Below are 14,817 nucleotides of genomic sequence, written 5' to 3' on the forward strand. Positions count from 1 at the left end.
GCCCGTTCGATCACAGGCGATGCGCAGCCGGGGGCGCGCCGCGCGTCGGCCTGTTCCTTGTGTTCCGGCCGGGGGGAGTCCGCTCGCCCCCGGGCCTTGCCCGGGGGGACGGCGGTATCATGCGCCGCGCCGCGACACGCCCGCGATTGCCACTACGCGCCCGAACCTGCGACACTGCCGATTCGTTGCCCGCCCGGCAGACAACCCAGGACGCTCGCGCATGACGACACCCTTCACGCCGCTGCTTCGACGCGCCGCCGCGCTCGCGCTGATCGCCGCGCTCGGCTACGCCGGCTACATGCTGTCCCGGCTCGCGCCGATCGCGACCGGCTATGCGGCCAAGGCGCTGTGCTCGGGCGTGTTCGTCTCGGGACGCCAGGCGGCGTCGGTGATCGACGTGGACATCATGGCGGGTGTGCATCCACTGCTCAAGCTGGTCCGTCCGTCCGTCGACCCCGCCCGTCACCTGGCGCGCGCCACCTTCGCCGGCTTCGCCGAGCGCGAAGCGGTATTCCGGCCGGGGCTCGGCTGCACGCTCGCGCTCGGGCCGTCGACCGACGCGCTGCCCGCTGCGCTGCCCGACCCGGCCGCGCCGCCCGCCGCGCCTGCGGCAACGCCCGTGCCGGACGACGGCGTGGACGCGCGCAAGCTGCAGGCGGCGCTCGACCGCGCGTTCGACGAGCCCGATCCCGCGCGGCCGCGGCGCACGCGCGCGGTGGTCGTGCTGCATCGCGGGCAGGTGATCGCCGAACGCTACGCGCCGGGCTTTTCGGCGGACATGCCGCTGCCCGGCTGGTCGATGAGCAAGAGCGTGACCGCCGCGCTGATCGGCATGCTCGTCGCGCAGCACAAGCTGTCGCCGGACGCATCGGCGCTGCTTCCCGAATGGCGCGACGCCGGCGATCCACGCGCGCGCATCACGCTCGACGAACTGCTGCGGATGACGAGCGGCCTGCGATTCAACGAAGACTACGACGACCCGCTGTCCGACGTCGCCGTGATGCTGTTCACGCAGCCCGACACCGCGCGTTTCGCGTCGGCCAAGCCGCTCGCGGTGCCGCCGGGCACGCGCTGGCATTATTCGAGCGGCACGAGCGCGATTCTCGCGCGCGTGATGCGCGAAGCGATGGGCGGCACGGAAGCCGACTATCTCGCGTTCCCCCACCGCGCGCTGTTCGCGCCGCTCGGCATGCGCGATGCGTTCTTCGAGCCGGATGCGTCCGGTACGCTCGCGAGCGCGTCGTTCATGTACGCGAGCGCGCGCGACTGGGCGCAGTTCGGGCAGTTGCTGCTTCAGGACGGCGTGTGGGACGGCAGGCGCCTGCTGCCGGAAGGCTGGGTGCGCTACATGACGCGCGCGACGCCGCAAGCGCCGCGCCAGGAATTCGGCGCGCATCTGTGGGTGAAGGTGCCCGAACCGTTCAACGACCCCGATCCGCATGCGCCGGCGCTGCCGGCGGACGCGTTCCATGCGGTCGGGCACGAAGGCCAGTTCGTGAGCGTGGTGCCGAGCCGGCAGCTGGTGGTCGTGCGGCTCGGTTTGTCGCGGCCGGAATCCGCGTGGAATCACGAAGCATTCCTCGCGCGCGTGCTCGACGCGGTGCCGGCGCGCGGCGAGTGAAGGCGGCCGGGGCCGCGCGCCGGGGTGCGCCGGCCGCGGTTCGCGCCGCTAGCCCCGGTCAGGGATTCTTGCTGCCGCCATAGGCCTCGAAGCCCGGACGCGCGGCGAGGCGCTCGACATAGCGCGTGAGCGCCGGGAAATCCGGATGCTCGAACGGCGTGCCGAACCAGCGGTTCACCGACAGCCCGATCGCGATGTCGGCGAGCGTGAAGCGGTCGCCGGCCACGAATGCGCCAGTCGCGTCGAGTTGCGCGTTCAGCACGCGCATGTGCTTCGTCCAGTTCGCGATCGACTGCGCGATGGCGTCCGGATCCTGGTGATCGGGCGACTTTCTCACGAGGCCCTGAAACGCGAAAACCCACGAACGGTTCAGGTCCGACGCCTGCCAGTCGAGCCACTGGTCGATCCGCGCGCGAGCCTGCGGTTCGGCCGGATAGAGCGACTCGCCGCCGTAGCGGTTCGCGAGGTAGCGGATGATCGTGTTCGATTCCCAGAGCACGAAATCGTCATCCTTGATGACCGGCACGAGGCCGTGCGGATTCAGCGCGAGGTAGGCCGGATCGTTGGTCGAACGGAAGCCGGCGCCCCAGTCTTCGCGTTCGAACGGCAGGTTCAGTTCGGCGCACAGCCACAACACCTTGCGCACGTTGATGGACGGGATCTTGCCGAGGATGTGCAGCATGCAGGCTCCTTGTTCCTGGTGAGGTCGGGTACGGCGATTCCGGAATCGTCCGATTATCGCGGATCGGCTCCATCGATGCTCGCGTTCGACGCGAAAAGCCCGGACGCGGCGAATCATCGGTTCGTCAGATCGCGCAGTGCCTGTTCGGCCGAATTCACGGTTCGCACACCTTGCTCACATCGGCTTCAGCACCATCAGGAAATAGACGGCCAGCATCGCGAGAAACGCCGGGTAGCCGAGCCGTTCCCAGGTCTTCGCGTAACGCCAGTAGCGGTCCGGGAGCTCGGCGGCGCCGTTCGCATGCGCGAGCCTCGCCATCGCGGCCAGCTCGATCTGCAGCCACACGACCGGCAGCCAGCACGCGCCCGCGAGCAGGTACAGACCGAGCGACGCGACGAGCCACGGCGTGTCCCACGGCCAGCCGGCCGCATGCGCGAGCCACAGCCCCGACGCGGGCTGGAAGATCACGGCCGGCGTCGTGAACCACCAGTCGGCGCGCACCACGAGACGCGACACGGCGGCGATCGCCGGCACCGAGCGCGTGCGGTTCGCGAAGAACAGGTAGAACGCGGTGCCGAGCCCGGTGCCGACCAGCAGCACCGACGACACGATATGCAATGCCTTGACGACGAGATAGGTATTCACGAACGCTCCTCTTCAGCAAACAGGATCAACAGGACGGCGAGAATCGGCACGTTCTTGAGCACGGGGCCGAACGGTTCAGCCAGCAGGCCGGGCATCGCGACCGCGATGACAGCCGAATACGCGACGATCAACAAGAATTGCGCGGCCCACAGGCGGCGCGACGGCGCGATGACGGTCGCGACGCCGAACCCGAAATCGAGCGCGCATGCCGCATAGAGCGCGACCAGCGCGGGAATTCCCGTCAGGTGCACTTGCGCAAGCAGCGCCAGGCTGTCGCGCAGCGGATGGATGAACGCGCTCGCGATGGCCGTCCAGATCCAGACGATCGCGAGCGAACCCGTCAGCAGCGGACGCCGCCACGCCGCGAGCGCTTCCCGGCGCAGCGCGACGGACTCCGCGCCGATGAACGCGCGCAGGCCGCGCGGCGGCCGGCCGAGCGCCGCGCTCGACGCGGTAACGTCCGCGGTATTGCCTGAGCGCAGCATCGCCCACGTGTCGCGCGTGAGCATCGCCCCCGGCATCCGCCCGGACAGCGCCGCCGCCGCGGCGCACAGCGCGCCCGGCACACTGACGCGCATTGCAGGCGGAAACCCCATCGCGCGCCGGTAGGTCGCGAGCATCTCGCGGTACTCGACTTCGTCCGCGCCGACCAGCTCGACGATCCGCTCGCACGCGGCAGGCCGCTCGATCAGCCGCGCGACGAGCTCGGCCAGGTCGTCGACGTGCACGGGCCGCAGCAACTGGTGGCCACCGGCCGGCAGCACGTGCACCGGCAGGCTCGCGAGCATCCGGAAAAAGCGCGCGGATGCGCCCGACGCGCCGTACACGAGCGCCGGCCGCACGATCCGGAAATCGATCGGCAGCGTCTGCAGGTACGCGTCGGCAGCGAGCTTGCTCGCGAAATACGCGGTGTCGCCGCGCTCGACGCCCAGCGCGGAAATCTGGACGATCTGCCTGACGCCGGCACGACAGCACGCATCGAACAGCGCGCACGGCGCCGCACGATGCACGGCGTCGAGCGTCACGCCGTGCCGCCCGGTCAGCATGCCGACCGCATTGACCACCGCATCGATCCCGTCGAGCCGCGCGCGCCAGTGTTCAGGCCGCACGTCGCGCGCATAGTCGATCGCGATCTCGCCGGGGCCCGCCGCACGATGCACGCCACGCACGACGCGATGGCCGCCGGCCTCGAGACGTGCGCACAGCGCACGCCCGATGAATCCGTTCGCCCCGCAGACCAGGATGTTCATGCCGAGGCCTCCGTCGCGCGCGCCGGCTGCGCATCGCGTGGCAGATCGCGCGCGATGGAGGCCGTGAAAGAGACCGTGAACCGGAACACCAGCAGCGTGGCTGCACTCATTTTTATCCTCTCATTACAGTTATTTCTGTATTGACAGAAATTTATACCCCAAAAAAAGCGGGCTGCGCGCCCGCTCCGGCTTACTTCGACGACGGCTTGCGCCTGACGGTCTGGCTGATCTTCGCGCCGATGCCGAGCGCCTTCATCAGCGTGTCCGGCTTGAGCCGCAGCATTTCGTCCGACCACGTCGTCAGCGTTTCGACGAACTGCAGCGTGTCGCGCAGGCGCTGCTCGGTCTCGCGGCTTTCGTCGGCGAGCTCCGGGCTCGTCAGGCAATCGCGCAGCACCGAGAGCGTCGGCTCGATCTCGCGCTGGCGCCGCCCTTCGACGATCAGCTTGAACAGCTCCCAGATGTCGGTCGACGTCTCGAAGTGATCGCGCCGATCGCCCATCACGTGCACCACCTTCGCGAGCCGCCACGCCTGCAGTTCCTTCAAGCTCGTGCTGACGTTCGAGCGCGCGACGTTGAGCGTCTCCGCGATCTCGTCGGCGGCGACCGGCCGCCCGAGCAGGTACAGCAGCGCGTGAATCTGCGCGACGGTGCGGTTGACGCCCCAGCGGGAGCCCATTTCGCCCCAGTGGAGGATGAATCGTTCGGCAATCGGTGTGAGTTCCATGTCGCGAAATTTAGGCGTTTCAGTTATTTCTGTCAAGAGAGAAATAACCGGTGGAGGGCCGGCGGGTTTTGGGGGCGCTTGCCGCGTCGGCCGCCGCTTCCTTTACAATGCGCGAACTTCGCCGTTTCCAGGCTTTCCGCTTTTACACAAGAGGGTTCCATGATCATCAAACCGCGCGTGCGTGGCTTCATCTGCGTGACGACTCATCCCGTCGGCTGCGAAGCCAACGTCAAGGAACAGATCGACTATGTGACTTCGCATGGCCCGATTGCCGACGGCCCGAAAAAGGTGCTCGTGATCGGCGCATCGACCGGCTACGGCCTCGCCGCCCGGATCACGGCAGCGTTCGGCTCGGGCGCGGACACGCTCGGCGTGTTCTTCGAGCGCGCCGGCAGCGAAACGAAGCCCGGCACGGCCGGCTGGTACAACAGCGCGGCATTCGAGAAATTCGCGGCCGCCAAGGGCCTGTATGCGCGCAGCATCAACGGCGACGCGTTCTCCGACGCGGTCAAGCAGGTCACGATCGACACCATCAAGCGCGATCTCGGCAAGGTCGACCTCGTCGTCTACAGCCTCGCCGCGCCGCGCCGTACGCATCCGAAGACGGGCGAGACGATCAGCTCGACGCTGAAGCCGATCGGCAAGTCGGTCAGCTTCCGCGGCCTCGACACCGACAAGGAAGTGATCCGCGAAACCGTGCTCGAGCCGGCGACGCAGGAAGAGATCGACGGCACCGTCGCGGTGATGGGCGGCGAGGACTGGCAGATGTGGATCGACGCGCTGCGCGAAGCCGACGTGCTGGCCGACGGCGCGAAGACCACCGCGTTCACGTATCTCGGCGAGCAGATCACGCACGACATCTACTGGAACGGCTCGATCGGCGCCGCGAAGAAGGATCTCGACAAGAAGGTGCTCGCGATTCGCGACACGCTCTCCCCGACCGGCGGCGATGCGCGCGTGTCGGTGCTGAAGGCGGTCGTCACGCAAGCAAGCTCGGCGATCCCGATGATGCCGCTCTACCTGTCGCTGCTGTTCAAGGTCATGAAGGAAAAGGGCACGCACGAAGGCTGCATCGAGCAGGTCTACGGGCTGCTCAAGGACAGCCTGTACGGCGCGACGCCGCACGTGGACGACGAAGGCCGCCTGCGCGCGGACTACAAGGAGCTCGATCCGCAGGTGCAGGCGAAAGTCGTCGCGCTCTGGGACCAGGTCACCAACGACAACCTGTACGAGCTGACCGATTTCGCCGGCTACAAGACGGAGTTCCTGCGCCTGTTCGGCTTCGCGATCGCCGGCGTCGACTACGACGCCGACGTGAACCCGGACGTGCAGATCCCCGGCATCATCGAAGTGTCGGCCTGACCCCAGGCCGCATCGCGCCCGTCGCGCGCCGCGTGGCGCACGACGGGCCGCTTGACGCGCGGCGCGCTCAGAGCGCCGCGCCGTCCTCCAGATAGACGCCCGCCGACAGCGCCTGCTTCACCTGCCGGGTGCGTTCGTCGGTGGCGACTTCCTCCGCCCCGGCTTCAATTGCGTCGTACGCCTGGCGCACGACATCGGCCGGCGACGCCTTCGGCACCTGCAGGTCCCGCGTCAGATCCGTGTCGATGAACCCCGCATGCAGCCCGACGACCTGCGTGTGCTGCTCGCGCAGCGAGTGGCGCAGCCCGTTGGTCAACGCCCACGCGGCGGACTTGGACACGCCGTAGCCCGACAGGATCGGCCGGTTCACCCAGCTCGCCACCGACAGCACGTTCAGCAGCGCGCCGCCGCCGTTGGCGCCGAGAATGCCCGCAAACGCCCGGGCCATCGCCAGCATCCCGAACACGTTGGTTTCGAGATGGTCGCGCAACGCGGCTTCCGCATCCGGGTCCAGCAGGCTGCCGACCCGCGCGATGCCCGCGTTGTTGACGAGCAGCGTGACGTCGCGCGCAGCCTCGGCGGCGGCCGCGACGTCGGCCGGGCGGGTCACGTCGAGCTTCACCGGCACGACGCCCGGCAGCGTCACGCTCGACGGATCGCGCGCGCCCGCGTAGACCTTCTTCGCCCCTCTTTCCAGGGCCTGCTGCGCGAACTGCAGGCCGAGCCCGCGATTCGCACCCGTGACAAAAACGACAGCGCCTTCGATCTTCATGATTCGTCCTGTAGCGTCATTGGACCGCACGCACGCCAGCACGCGACGCACGCGAAATCCGCTGGAAACGAGGGGGCCGGGCGGCCCCGGCAAAAAAGACCTCGATCGCGCGGCACCGCGTGCGCACCGGCCGTTTCGCAGTCCACGCGAAGTCGGCTACACTTGATGTCAATGTCGATCACCATTGTCTTTGACGGGCATTGTGTCAGCGTGCCGCCGGCGATGTCAATGGTGATCGCAATTGTCATAGTCGATGAACGGGATTGAGGAAACAGGGAGGAATCGATGGGCGTATCGAGGCAGCAGGCGGCCGAGAACCGGAGCGCGATCGTCGCGGCGGCCGAACGGTTGTTCCGGGCGCGCGGCGTCGATGCGGTCGGGCTGACGGAGCTGATGAAGGAGGCCGGCTTCACGCAAGGCGGCTTCTACAACCATTTCAAGTCGAAGGACGCGCTGGTCGCCGCGATCATGGAGAAGGCGATGCAGGATCGCGCGGATGCGCCGGCCGACTCGCCGCAGCGGCAGGTCGAGCGCTATCTGTCCGCCCGGCATCGCGACGACGTCGCAGCGGGATGCCCGCTGGCCGGCTTCGCCGGCGACGCGCCGCGGCTGGGCGCCGCGGCGCGCGAATGCTACGCGGGCGGGCTGGCGACGTATCTCGACCGGTTCGCCGAACGCGTCGCAGCGCAACGCGGCGCAACGCCGGAAAGCCGGCGCGACGCGATCGCGGCATTCAGCCAGATGGTCGGCACGCTGCTGCTGTCGCGCGCGATCGCCAACGCCGATCCGGCGCTCGCCGACGAAATCCTCGACGCGGGCCGCCGGTCGCTCGCCGACGCGCTCGATCGTCCGTCGACGCCGGCGTGACGCCGGGCGCGCAGGCAGGCGGCGCACGTCACCGCACGCCGCGCGCCGCGTCCCAGAGATCGCGCGCACCCAGCGCCGCATGCCACGCGTCGAACTGCGTGCGCCAGGATTCGAACGGCTCGCCGAGCGGGTGGCGCGGGTCGTCGCTCAGCGCGTACGCCATCCCTTCGATCAGCCATCTCGGCCGGGTCGCGACGGCCACGTTGCCGAGCACTTCGGCCTGCCGGAAGTGGATCAGCTCGTGCGCCAGATAGAAGGTCTGCCAGCCGCGCGGCGCGACCACCACGCCGGCATTCCCGACCGCTTCCGCCGCGCGCCGCCCGAGGCCGAACGCGTCGGCGCACGCTTGCGTCGCACAGAACACCACGCGCGGCGCGGCGTGAAACCGGCCGGTGACCGCCGCCGCGCGTGCGTAGCCGGCGCCGTACAGTTGCCGGGCTTCGCCGAGCTTTGAGGCGTCGTCGGTGCAGATGTCCGCGTCCGGGCACGTGACGCCCGGAATCAGCGCGGGCGCGACGACGCGCAGCGGCTTCACGAACGCGAATGCCGCGATCGGGAGTGCGATCAGGAGGCCGGTGATGGCGATAACTGCGAGGGATCTTCGTTTCATGGCGATATGCGAAGGGCGTCAACCTGACAGGCCGGCGAAGCAAGACAGTACACCATCACGACGCGCGCCGGACGATCAGGCGATGCACGCGCTTGCCGGAAGACTGATTGATCGTTTCCGTATCCGAAACGATCGTCGCATTGCGCAATGCCGCGGTGACCAGCGCCGCATCGAACGATGCATACAGTCGCCCGGACGCATCCCGCCGGCTCTCGCCTTCTGACACGCGCCAGCTCAGGTAGAGCACGCCGCCCGGCCTCAGGATCGCGAGCAGGCGGCTGCACGCGTCGCCGATCTCCTCGGGCGCGAGATGCATGATGACCGTCTCGCACAGAAGGTTGTCGAACGACGCGTCGTCGATCCCGTCGAGCGCCGGGAGCGCCGCGTTGAAGAAGCGCAGATGCGGATGGCGCGTGCGCGCCTGTTCGAGCAGCCCCGGCGACGCGTCATAGCCCTCGGCGGGAAAGCCGTTCGCATTCAGCCACGCGACGTCCCGCCCGGCGCCGCAGCCGATATCCGCCGTTCGCCCACCCGGCGTGAAGTGCTGCGCCAACAGCGCATACATGTCGGCCGGCGCGGGCTGGTCCTGCCATTCGTCGGCAAACGCCTGCGCCGCCGTGTCGTAGGTGTCGATCGTGATCCGGTCCATTCAATCCTCCGTTCGCAACGTCGATTCGATTGAAGACAGCACGACCTGAACCGGCTTGCCGAGCGTACGCGCGACCGGCGATGCGAGCACCGCGGCGCGCACCATGCCCCCCTCGTCGTCGTGCAGCATCGCGTCGAATCGCACGCTCACGTTGAAGCGGGTCTCGGTGTCGTATCGCGCTACGGTGACGTCGATCGTGGCGGTGGGCAGCACGATGCCCGCGCGGTCGGCCGCCATTTCGATCGACATGCAGATGCATGCCGCGAGCGCGCATTCGAACAGTTCGTGAGGGCGCATGCCGGCGTCGCCGCCGATACCGTTCTTGCTGGTGTCCGCAACGATCCGGTGGCGGCCGGACGTCAATGCGACGCGGTAACGCTCGTCGTGTCTCGTGGCAGTCGCCATGCCGATCTCCGGTTCAGGGCCGCAGACAGCTTACGCGCCGCGCGCAAGCGGGAAAAGATGAGTGACTGTTCCGGTATCGGGGGTGCTACGCACCGCAGATGGGTTCGACGATTGCGCCGGTGACGTCCGGATCTGGCGCTAGTAGCCAACTGAAAGCGCAGCGGGCTTGTCATTTGTCGACCAATTTGAATGCCTATTATTTTTGACAGTTGATTTAACCATCAAAACATAAAATCATTAAGACAGACCTTTCACGCATTGCTTTTGCCGCCCGACAATATATAAGCCCCAGATCAATCTCACCATAGAGCCTCGATCCCACGAATCAATCAATACTCCATCGCATTATTTCACCACAAAGGCAAGCGCCAATCGCCATAGTGCAGGCGATAGATTGATATGCACTGCTGCATCGGAACACAACGATCGCGCGGCTGACGCAAGCCCCCCTAAAGGGGAAACCAAGCGATCACTTTTAATCATTAAACTGCACGCATTGGGATAAATGTCATGTCACATTATTCAGGATTATTAGTGCGCGTCAACCTTCAGGACGTTGGCAACGAACCTGCCTCGGGTCCCCACTGGGTATCTCCGGACATTATTCCGTATGGGCAGGGAACGCTCACTTACGATCGCGCCCTTTCAACCTACAATCAGGACATAGGGCAAGCGATAACCAACAATCTCAACAACAACATCTATGTTCGCTGCAAGAACCTGGCTAACACCCCAATGCAGGGCAATGTAAATCTGTACTACGCCGACGCCTCGCTATTTCTATATCCCACCGGCTGGCAGCTTATGTCGCCGACCAATGGCAATGTCTTTACAACCAGCCAACACGGAGACCCGATCCGCAGTATTCCTCCAGGAGAGATCGCACTCGTAACAGCGCCTTTCAATCTAAGCCATCTCCCACCCGACCGCCATTATTGCTTCATCGCCGTTGTCAACAACGACAACGTAAAATTCAAAATCCCGGATAGCTTTTCGAGCAACGCAGCATTCGCCGCTTGGGTTCTGGACCATCCCAACGTAGCCCAGCGAAACATTTCAATCCACCCCGGCTCGAACTCCCGCATAACGGAATACATGACGTTCGGCAATGCAAACTGGCTACCAAGCACCTTCAGATTTTCCATGCTTGGACAGAACATTCCATCTGATACGTCGTGGGCTGCTTACTGTGGCGACCAAAGATTGGAGACCACCCCCTTCACCGACCGTGGCTTTCTCGACAAACCCTATAACTCTCTTTATAAAGATGGCTGGGATCACTTCGATCTCACAGTGCCAGCCAACATCGGCAACTCGACCTTGAATCAACCGATGACTATGGCATTCACGTTTTCCACCGCAAATGGCAGCCCTTTCCCGAAAGATGCCACCTTCACCATCTACTATGATCAAATTCCCACTGAAAGAGGCGTATCGGCATCGCTCTTCGAGGAAGAGCAAAAGCTCGGAGTTATACGCGAGCGCCGCACATCCAGAACTCCCGAGGACGCTCAAAATACCCCGCCAATTTATGCAATACCACTTGGATCGGTTCAAATAAAGCAAGGCCAGACCAGCTAAATCACGATCCGCACAGGCATTTACTCCGACCAATACCTTGCACCAATACCGACATCAAATTCATCTCAGCCGGTATTGCGCGCACCCTGACGAGGGGAATCGAGTAAATGCCTCCTTGGTCGCGACAAAACAAGGGCGCTCCCTCGCGGAGCGGCGACATCGATCAATGCGCTCACGCCAACGCATCCAGCATCGCGCGCGTCGAGCCGCATGCTGCCCCCATGCACGGATCGTGGGGGGCGACGCATGGCCAATGCGTTCGGCGAAAACGGCCAGCCGCCGTGGACCACGGCGGCTGGCCATCTCCTGCACGACCCCGTCAAATGTTCAGCGGCAGAACCGCCTCGGCTCAAAAAAGCACCAGCCGCCTGATTCCAGTTTGATTTTTATTTGCTCGGAACTTCGGCGATATACGAAATATATAGATTCTGCCCCCAGCTGCTGCCCGAATATTCCGAGAACACCGCATCTTCCCGCGTAATGTTGACGCTGAATCCGGTCGTCGTAACGTTGGTTACCGTCACCGAGAACGTGCCCGGAAAGCTGATCAGCCGGGTCACGGCGTCAAAGAAAGAGCAGTGCGTCGTTCAACGACGATTCGCGTCGCGGCTGCTCGCACCACCCCAACTCCACCGGAACCGCATAGAGACGCCGCGCACCGAAACGCGGCCAGAAATGACAAAGCCCCGGCGCGATGACTTGCGCAACGGACAACCCGATGTCGGGCCGCGTCTTGTCGACCACGAGCACATCCATGCCGGCCGACGCGATTTTCCCGACGCAATGCGCAATGGCCTCCGACAACGTGTCCGCGTCGACGGACTGCCACGTCGAGCTTGTCGTGCAGCGCACGCCGTTCGCCGGATACAGGAATTCCGTAACGGAAAGCTGCGTGCGATCCCACGGGTGCGGTGCATCCGCCGCGAGATCGAGCAACTGGTTGACTTCGGTCAGCGCGCGCTGCACAGCGATACGGGCTTCCGGATGACAGCCGAAGCCGATCGAGAAGCGTCCGTCGACCGGATTTTCGGCAAGCGCGGCCACTGCCGGCACGCCGAGATCGTGCGTGATATCGAGCGCCCACAGACGCCACCCGAGCACTTCGTATTCCTGCACGAGCGCATCGAAATACGGATCAGCGAAACTCGCGAGATCGATGCCGGGGCGAGGGATCTGGTTGTACCACCAGATCGCGACCGCATCGCGCTCGATCAATTCGAGCATGCCTTGCAGAATCGCCTCGTCGAGGCACGATCCCGCCGCGCAGCCGTTGGGGTTGTGCACGCATGCCGCGTCGGGTTGCGCGCTGTCAGGTGTCTCTGCATAGCAGTAGCTCAGCGGCACGAGGCGGCGCTTGCCCGTCACGAGCGACCACGCAGGCGTCCAGTCGATGACGTCACGCGCCGTGAAGCGCGGCGGCACTTGCTTTCGAACGTCGCGCGTCAATGCGTTGATGGCCTCGCGCTCGTCGAATTGCCGTTCGCTGAACTGCTGAAGATCGTTGACGTGAATCGGTGCGACATCACCTGCCGGATCGGCGAGAAGCCCTTCCATGCTGCCGGTCACCGTCGCTTCGTCACCCTGATAAACGCTGCTGAATCGCTCGAGCGCCTCGCACAGCGCGCTCGCGCGGGCTTGATCGTCGGTGCGGCCCTTGCCGGAGCAGATCCGGTCGAACCGGTTGCTGCTCGGCACGGCGGCCGGACACACGAGAAAACCGGACGCATAGACCTTGCGCATGCCGGCGTGTCGTTTCGGCATCGGGTGCAGATAGGTGATCGCGCCGCAGATCGGCGAGATCAGATGGGCATGGCGCTCGAACACCTGGTGCGGATCGGCGGTGCGGTAGCCGCCGTCGGCACGCTTGAACAGCGTGCGATCGGCGAGTTGCGGCGCACGCGCCGCCTGCTCGTGCATCCATGCGGGATTGCCGCAGCGCGGACATTGGGGTCGCCTGAGCACACGGTGCTGCTCGGTGGCCAGCGTGTCGATGCGCTGCGACACGATACGCGTTCGCGCGCGCTCCGCTGCGGCGCGGCCGACCGCGATCTGCTCGACCGCCGCCGCAACGAGCGCCGCGGCGGCGGCGGCCCCGGCGCGCGAGACGGCCGGCGGCAGACGAATCGCGCCGCTGCCGTGGTGGCGCGCGAGCAGCGCTTCGACAGGCCGGTTGATGCGAATCCAGTAGCGCACGCATTCGATGCACGGTGCATCGGCAAGCGTGCCGTCGTCGGCCAGCAGCGGCCCGATCAGCGTCTGCACGCCGTTCGCCGCCACGACGAGCAGCGCGCCGCCGCGCGACGTGATGCGCGCGGCGAAATCGGCAAGATCGTCGCGGTCGTGGGAGTCGACGATCGCGATGGTCAATGCGGCGTCCGGCGCGACGTCGATGCCTGCCGTCGCAAGCGCTTGCCTGAACGCGGCAGCGTCGGCGCCGAACGCTTCGACCGCGACGCGAAGCTGCGCGGCGCGCGCGCACGCGGCGTCGCCGTCGAGTCCGGCGCGTTCGAAAAAGCCGCGCGCCGAATCGTCGTCGTGCGGCAAATCGGCGCGCACGTACCCGCGACGCACCAGATGATCGAGTCCGGCAAGCACGTCCCATTCTCCGAACGTGCCGGCGAGCGATGTCACGATCTCGGCGATCGTCATCCGCGCCCGCAAGCAGGCGGCAATCCGCACGAAGATCGCGCCGGACAGCATCGCGCGCTTGAATTCGTCGACGACGAACAGCGTCTCGAGCCCCACATCTAGCACGAGCAAATGCGGCTTGAAGCGCAACACGCGGGAAAAATCGTCGAGCATCGTCGGGTTCCGTGGAAGGAATCGCTAGCGAGGTCGGCGCGGCCCGTCCGTCCGGCACGGGCCACACCGCGGTGCGTGACTCAGGCGCGCAAGATCAGCAGCAGGTGAACAGGTAGCTCGGCCCGGCGTCGCAATAGGCCGCGAGCGCGACAGCCTCCTCGCTCAAGGGCGCCGGTTTCTCCGGTATGCCGACCCACATGGTGTTCAGCGGCAGGTGCCACTTCCCTTCTCCGCTCCCGTCACCGCTACTCTTCCAGCCATAGGCACTGCCCGGTTCGACGATCTCGAGGTCGATGATCCATGGGCTTTGATAACCGAAATGTTTCGCAAGCGCATCGAACGGATTCTTCAGCAAATCCTTCTTGAATTCCGGATCCTTCCAGGAAAGCGCGATCGCGCGCAAATAGACCTTCTGAAACTCGAGCATCGATTCGAGCGTCGGATTAGCGTTGTTCTTTGCCATGTCGGATTCCCTGGTGTCATCAATCCATGATGGTGATGTGGTTCGCGTTATAGGCGGCGAGCGCCTGCGCGAATTGCGCTTCATCCTTCGGTGCGGGAGGCAGGACCAGGGTGAGCTTGTTGTTGTGGCCGGAGGTCCAGTCTCCGTTGACGTCCGGTGTCCACTTCGACGATTTGTCCTGCACCTTCAGGTCGAGCTGAAATGGAAAGTCGTACTTGAATTGTTTTTTCAACGTCTTGACCGGATGTTTCTCCAGTTCCTTGCGAAAATCCTCGGACTGCCATGCGAGGGCGATCGCCCGGATGATCACGGCTCGATATTCGAGAAACTGTTCGTACGTCGGCAAACGGTGCTTTTCGTTCATCGGTGTGTTCTCCTGAC

The 14,817-nt window shown here is 65.4% G+C and carries 15 protein-coding genes; 4 read left to right on the top strand and 11 right to left on the bottom strand.

Annotation, left to right across the window (positions count from 1 at the left end; translation table 11 throughout):
* Window positions 1–220: 220 nt before the first annotated feature.
* Window positions 221–1,621, top strand: coding sequence for a serine hydrolase domain-containing protein (locus B7P44_RS31515; protein ID WP_084909726.1), 1,401 nt, complete (start codon window positions 221–223; stop codon window positions 1,619–1,621).
* A gap of 58 nt (window positions 1,622–1,679) precedes the next feature.
* On the opposite strand, the gene B7P44_RS31520 is transcribed toward B7P44_RS31515, so the two are convergent.
* The 4 genes from B7P44_RS31520 to B7P44_RS31535 form a co-directional block, all read right to left on the bottom strand.
* Window positions 1,680–2,303 (bottom strand): glutathione S-transferase family protein, encoded by a 624-nt coding sequence (locus B7P44_RS31520; RefSeq protein ID WP_084909727.1) that lies wholly within the window; start codon window positions 2,301–2,303, stop codon window positions 1,680–1,682.
* 174 nt (window positions 2,304–2,477) lie between these two features.
* Complete coding sequence (locus tag B7P44_RS31525) at window positions 2,478–2,948, bottom strand: DUF2269 family protein (protein ID WP_084909728.1); 471 nt, start codon at window positions 2,946–2,948, stop codon at window positions 2,478–2,480.
* Window positions 2,945–4,198: an SDR family oxidoreductase gene (locus B7P44_RS31530; protein WP_084909729.1), complete on the bottom strand. Its 1,254-nt coding sequence runs from the start codon at window positions 4,196–4,198 to the stop codon at window positions 2,945–2,947. Before B7P44_RS31530 ends, B7P44_RS31525 begins: the two co-directional genes overlap by 4 nt.
* 190 nt (window positions 4,199–4,388) lie before the next feature.
* Window positions 4,389–4,925, bottom strand: coding sequence for a GbsR/MarR family transcriptional regulator (locus B7P44_RS31535; protein WP_084909730.1), 537 nt, complete (start codon window positions 4,923–4,925; stop codon window positions 4,389–4,391).
* Window positions 4,926–5,084: 159 nt separating this feature from the next.
* On the opposite strand from B7P44_RS31535, the gene fabV reads away from it, so the two are divergent.
* Window positions 5,085–6,287 (top strand): enoyl-ACP reductase FabV, encoded by a 1,203-nt coding sequence (gene fabV, locus B7P44_RS31540; protein ID WP_084909731.1) that lies wholly within the window; start codon window positions 5,085–5,087, stop codon window positions 6,285–6,287.
* Window positions 6,288–6,354: 67 nt separating this feature from the next.
* On the opposite strand, the gene B7P44_RS31545 is transcribed toward fabV, so the two are convergent.
* Window positions 6,355–7,059, bottom strand: coding sequence for an SDR family oxidoreductase (locus B7P44_RS31545; RefSeq protein WP_084909732.1), 705 nt, complete (start codon window positions 7,057–7,059; stop codon window positions 6,355–6,357).
* A 285-nt stretch (window positions 7,060–7,344) separates the two neighbouring features.
* On the opposite strand from B7P44_RS31545, the gene B7P44_RS31550 reads away from it, so the two are divergent.
* The gene (locus B7P44_RS31550; protein WP_084909733.1) at window positions 7,345–7,926 is read left to right on the top strand and encodes a TetR/AcrR family transcriptional regulator; all 582 of its coding nucleotides are present in this window, start codon (window positions 7,345–7,347) and stop codon (window positions 7,924–7,926) included.
* A 28-nt stretch (window positions 7,927–7,954) separates the two neighbouring features.
* Here the strand turns inward: B7P44_RS31550 and B7P44_RS31555 are convergent, their stop codons facing one another.
* Genes B7P44_RS31555 through B7P44_RS31565 form a run of 3 tightly spaced genes read right to left on the bottom strand, consistent with a single transcriptional unit; the run spans window position 7,955 to window position 9,590 of the window.
* Entirely contained in the window at window positions 7,955–8,536 is a 582-nt protein-coding gene (locus tag B7P44_RS31555) for a hypothetical protein (RefSeq protein WP_084909734.1), read from the bottom strand.
* 55 nt (window positions 8,537–8,591) lie between these two features.
* A complete protein-coding gene (locus B7P44_RS31560) occupies window positions 8,592–9,185 on the bottom strand; it encodes a class I SAM-dependent methyltransferase (RefSeq protein WP_084909735.1) in 594 nt (197 codons plus the stop codon).
* Window positions 9,186–9,590, bottom strand: coding sequence for an OsmC family protein (locus B7P44_RS31565; RefSeq protein WP_084909736.1), 405 nt, complete (start codon window positions 9,588–9,590; stop codon window positions 9,186–9,188).
* A 510-nt stretch (window positions 9,591–10,100) separates the two neighbouring features.
* On the opposite strand from B7P44_RS31565, the gene B7P44_RS36895 reads away from it, so the two are divergent.
* Window positions 10,101–11,171 (top strand): hypothetical protein, encoded by a 1,071-nt coding sequence (locus B7P44_RS36895; RefSeq protein ID WP_133118070.1) that lies wholly within the window; start codon window positions 10,101–10,103, stop codon window positions 11,169–11,171.
* 564 nt (window positions 11,172–11,735) lie between these two features.
* Here the strand turns inward: B7P44_RS36895 and B7P44_RS31575 are convergent.
* From B7P44_RS31575 to B7P44_RS31585, 3 genes are all read right to left on the bottom strand, one after another.
* Window positions 11,736–13,973 (bottom strand): TOMM precursor leader peptide-binding protein, encoded by a 2,238-nt coding sequence (locus B7P44_RS31575; protein WP_084909738.1) that lies wholly within the window; start codon window positions 13,971–13,973, stop codon window positions 11,736–11,738.
* A 94-nt stretch (window positions 13,974–14,067) separates the two neighbouring features.
* Complete coding sequence (locus B7P44_RS31580; RefSeq protein ID WP_084909739.1) at window positions 14,068–14,436, bottom strand: BMA_0021/BMA_0022 family TOMM bacteriocin; 369 nt, start codon at window positions 14,434–14,436, stop codon at window positions 14,068–14,070.
* A 19-nt stretch (window positions 14,437–14,455) separates the two neighbouring features.
* Window positions 14,456–14,800 carry a BMA_0021/BMA_0022 family TOMM bacteriocin gene (locus B7P44_RS31585; RefSeq protein WP_084909740.1) on the bottom strand — a complete coding sequence of 115 codons (345 nt, stop codon included), beginning with the start codon at window positions 14,798–14,800 and terminating at the stop codon, window positions 14,456–14,458.
* Between the last annotated feature and the right edge of the window lie 17 nt (window positions 14,801–14,817).

The organism is Burkholderia ubonensis subsp. mesacidophila (genome assembly GCF_002097715.1).
GTDB classification, from domain to species: Bacteria; Pseudomonadota; Gammaproteobacteria; order Burkholderiales; family Burkholderiaceae; genus Burkholderia; species Burkholderia mesacidophila.

Excerpts from the sequence above, each read along its gene's own strand:
- B7P44_RS31515 (WP_084909726.1), top strand. The coding sequence starts at position 221 with ATGACGACACCCTTCACGCCGCTGCTTCGACGCGCCGCCGCGCTCGCG.
- B7P44_RS31520 (WP_084909727.1), bottom strand. The coding sequence starts at position 2,303 with ATGCTGCACATCCTCGGCAAGATCCCGTCCATCAACGTGCGCAAGGTG.
- B7P44_RS31530 (WP_084909729.1), bottom strand. The coding sequence starts at position 4,198 with ATGAACATCCTGGTCTGCGGGGCGAACGGATTCATCGGGCGTGCGCTG.
- B7P44_RS31535 (WP_084909730.1), bottom strand. The coding sequence starts at position 4,925 with ATGGAACTCACACCGATTGCCGAACGATTCATCCTCCACTGGGGCGAA.
- fabV (WP_084909731.1), top strand. The coding sequence starts at position 5,085 with ATGATCATCAAACCGCGCGTGCGTGGCTTCATCTGCGTGACGACTCAT.
- B7P44_RS31545 (WP_084909732.1), bottom strand. The coding sequence starts at position 7,059 with ATGAAGATCGAAGGCGCTGTCGTTTTTGTCACGGGTGCGAATCGCGGG.
- B7P44_RS31550 (WP_084909733.1), top strand. The coding sequence starts at position 7,345 with ATGGGCGTATCGAGGCAGCAGGCGGCCGAGAACCGGAGCGCGATCGTC.
- B7P44_RS31555 (WP_084909734.1), bottom strand. The coding sequence starts at position 8,536 with ATGAAACGAAGATCCCTCGCAGTTATCGCCATCACCGGCCTCCTGATC.
- B7P44_RS31560 (WP_084909735.1), bottom strand. The coding sequence starts at position 9,185 with ATGGACCGGATCACGATCGACACCTACGACACGGCGGCGCAGGCGTTT.
- B7P44_RS31565 (WP_084909736.1), bottom strand. The coding sequence starts at position 9,590 with ATGGCGACTGCCACGAGACACGACGAGCGTTACCGCGTCGCATTGACG.
- B7P44_RS36895 (WP_133118070.1), top strand. The coding sequence starts at position 10,101 with ATGTCACATTATTCAGGATTATTAGTGCGCGTCAACCTTCAGGACGTT.
- B7P44_RS31575 (WP_084909738.1), bottom strand. The coding sequence starts at position 13,973 with ATGCTCGACGATTTTTCCCGCGTGTTGCGCTTCAAGCCGCATTTGCTC.
- B7P44_RS31580 (WP_084909739.1), bottom strand. The coding sequence starts at position 14,436 with ATGGCAAAGAACAACGCTAATCCGACGCTCGAATCGATGCTCGAGTTT.
- B7P44_RS31585 (WP_084909740.1), bottom strand. The coding sequence starts at position 14,800 with ATGAACGAAAAGCACCGTTTGCCGACGTACGAACAGTTTCTCGAATAT.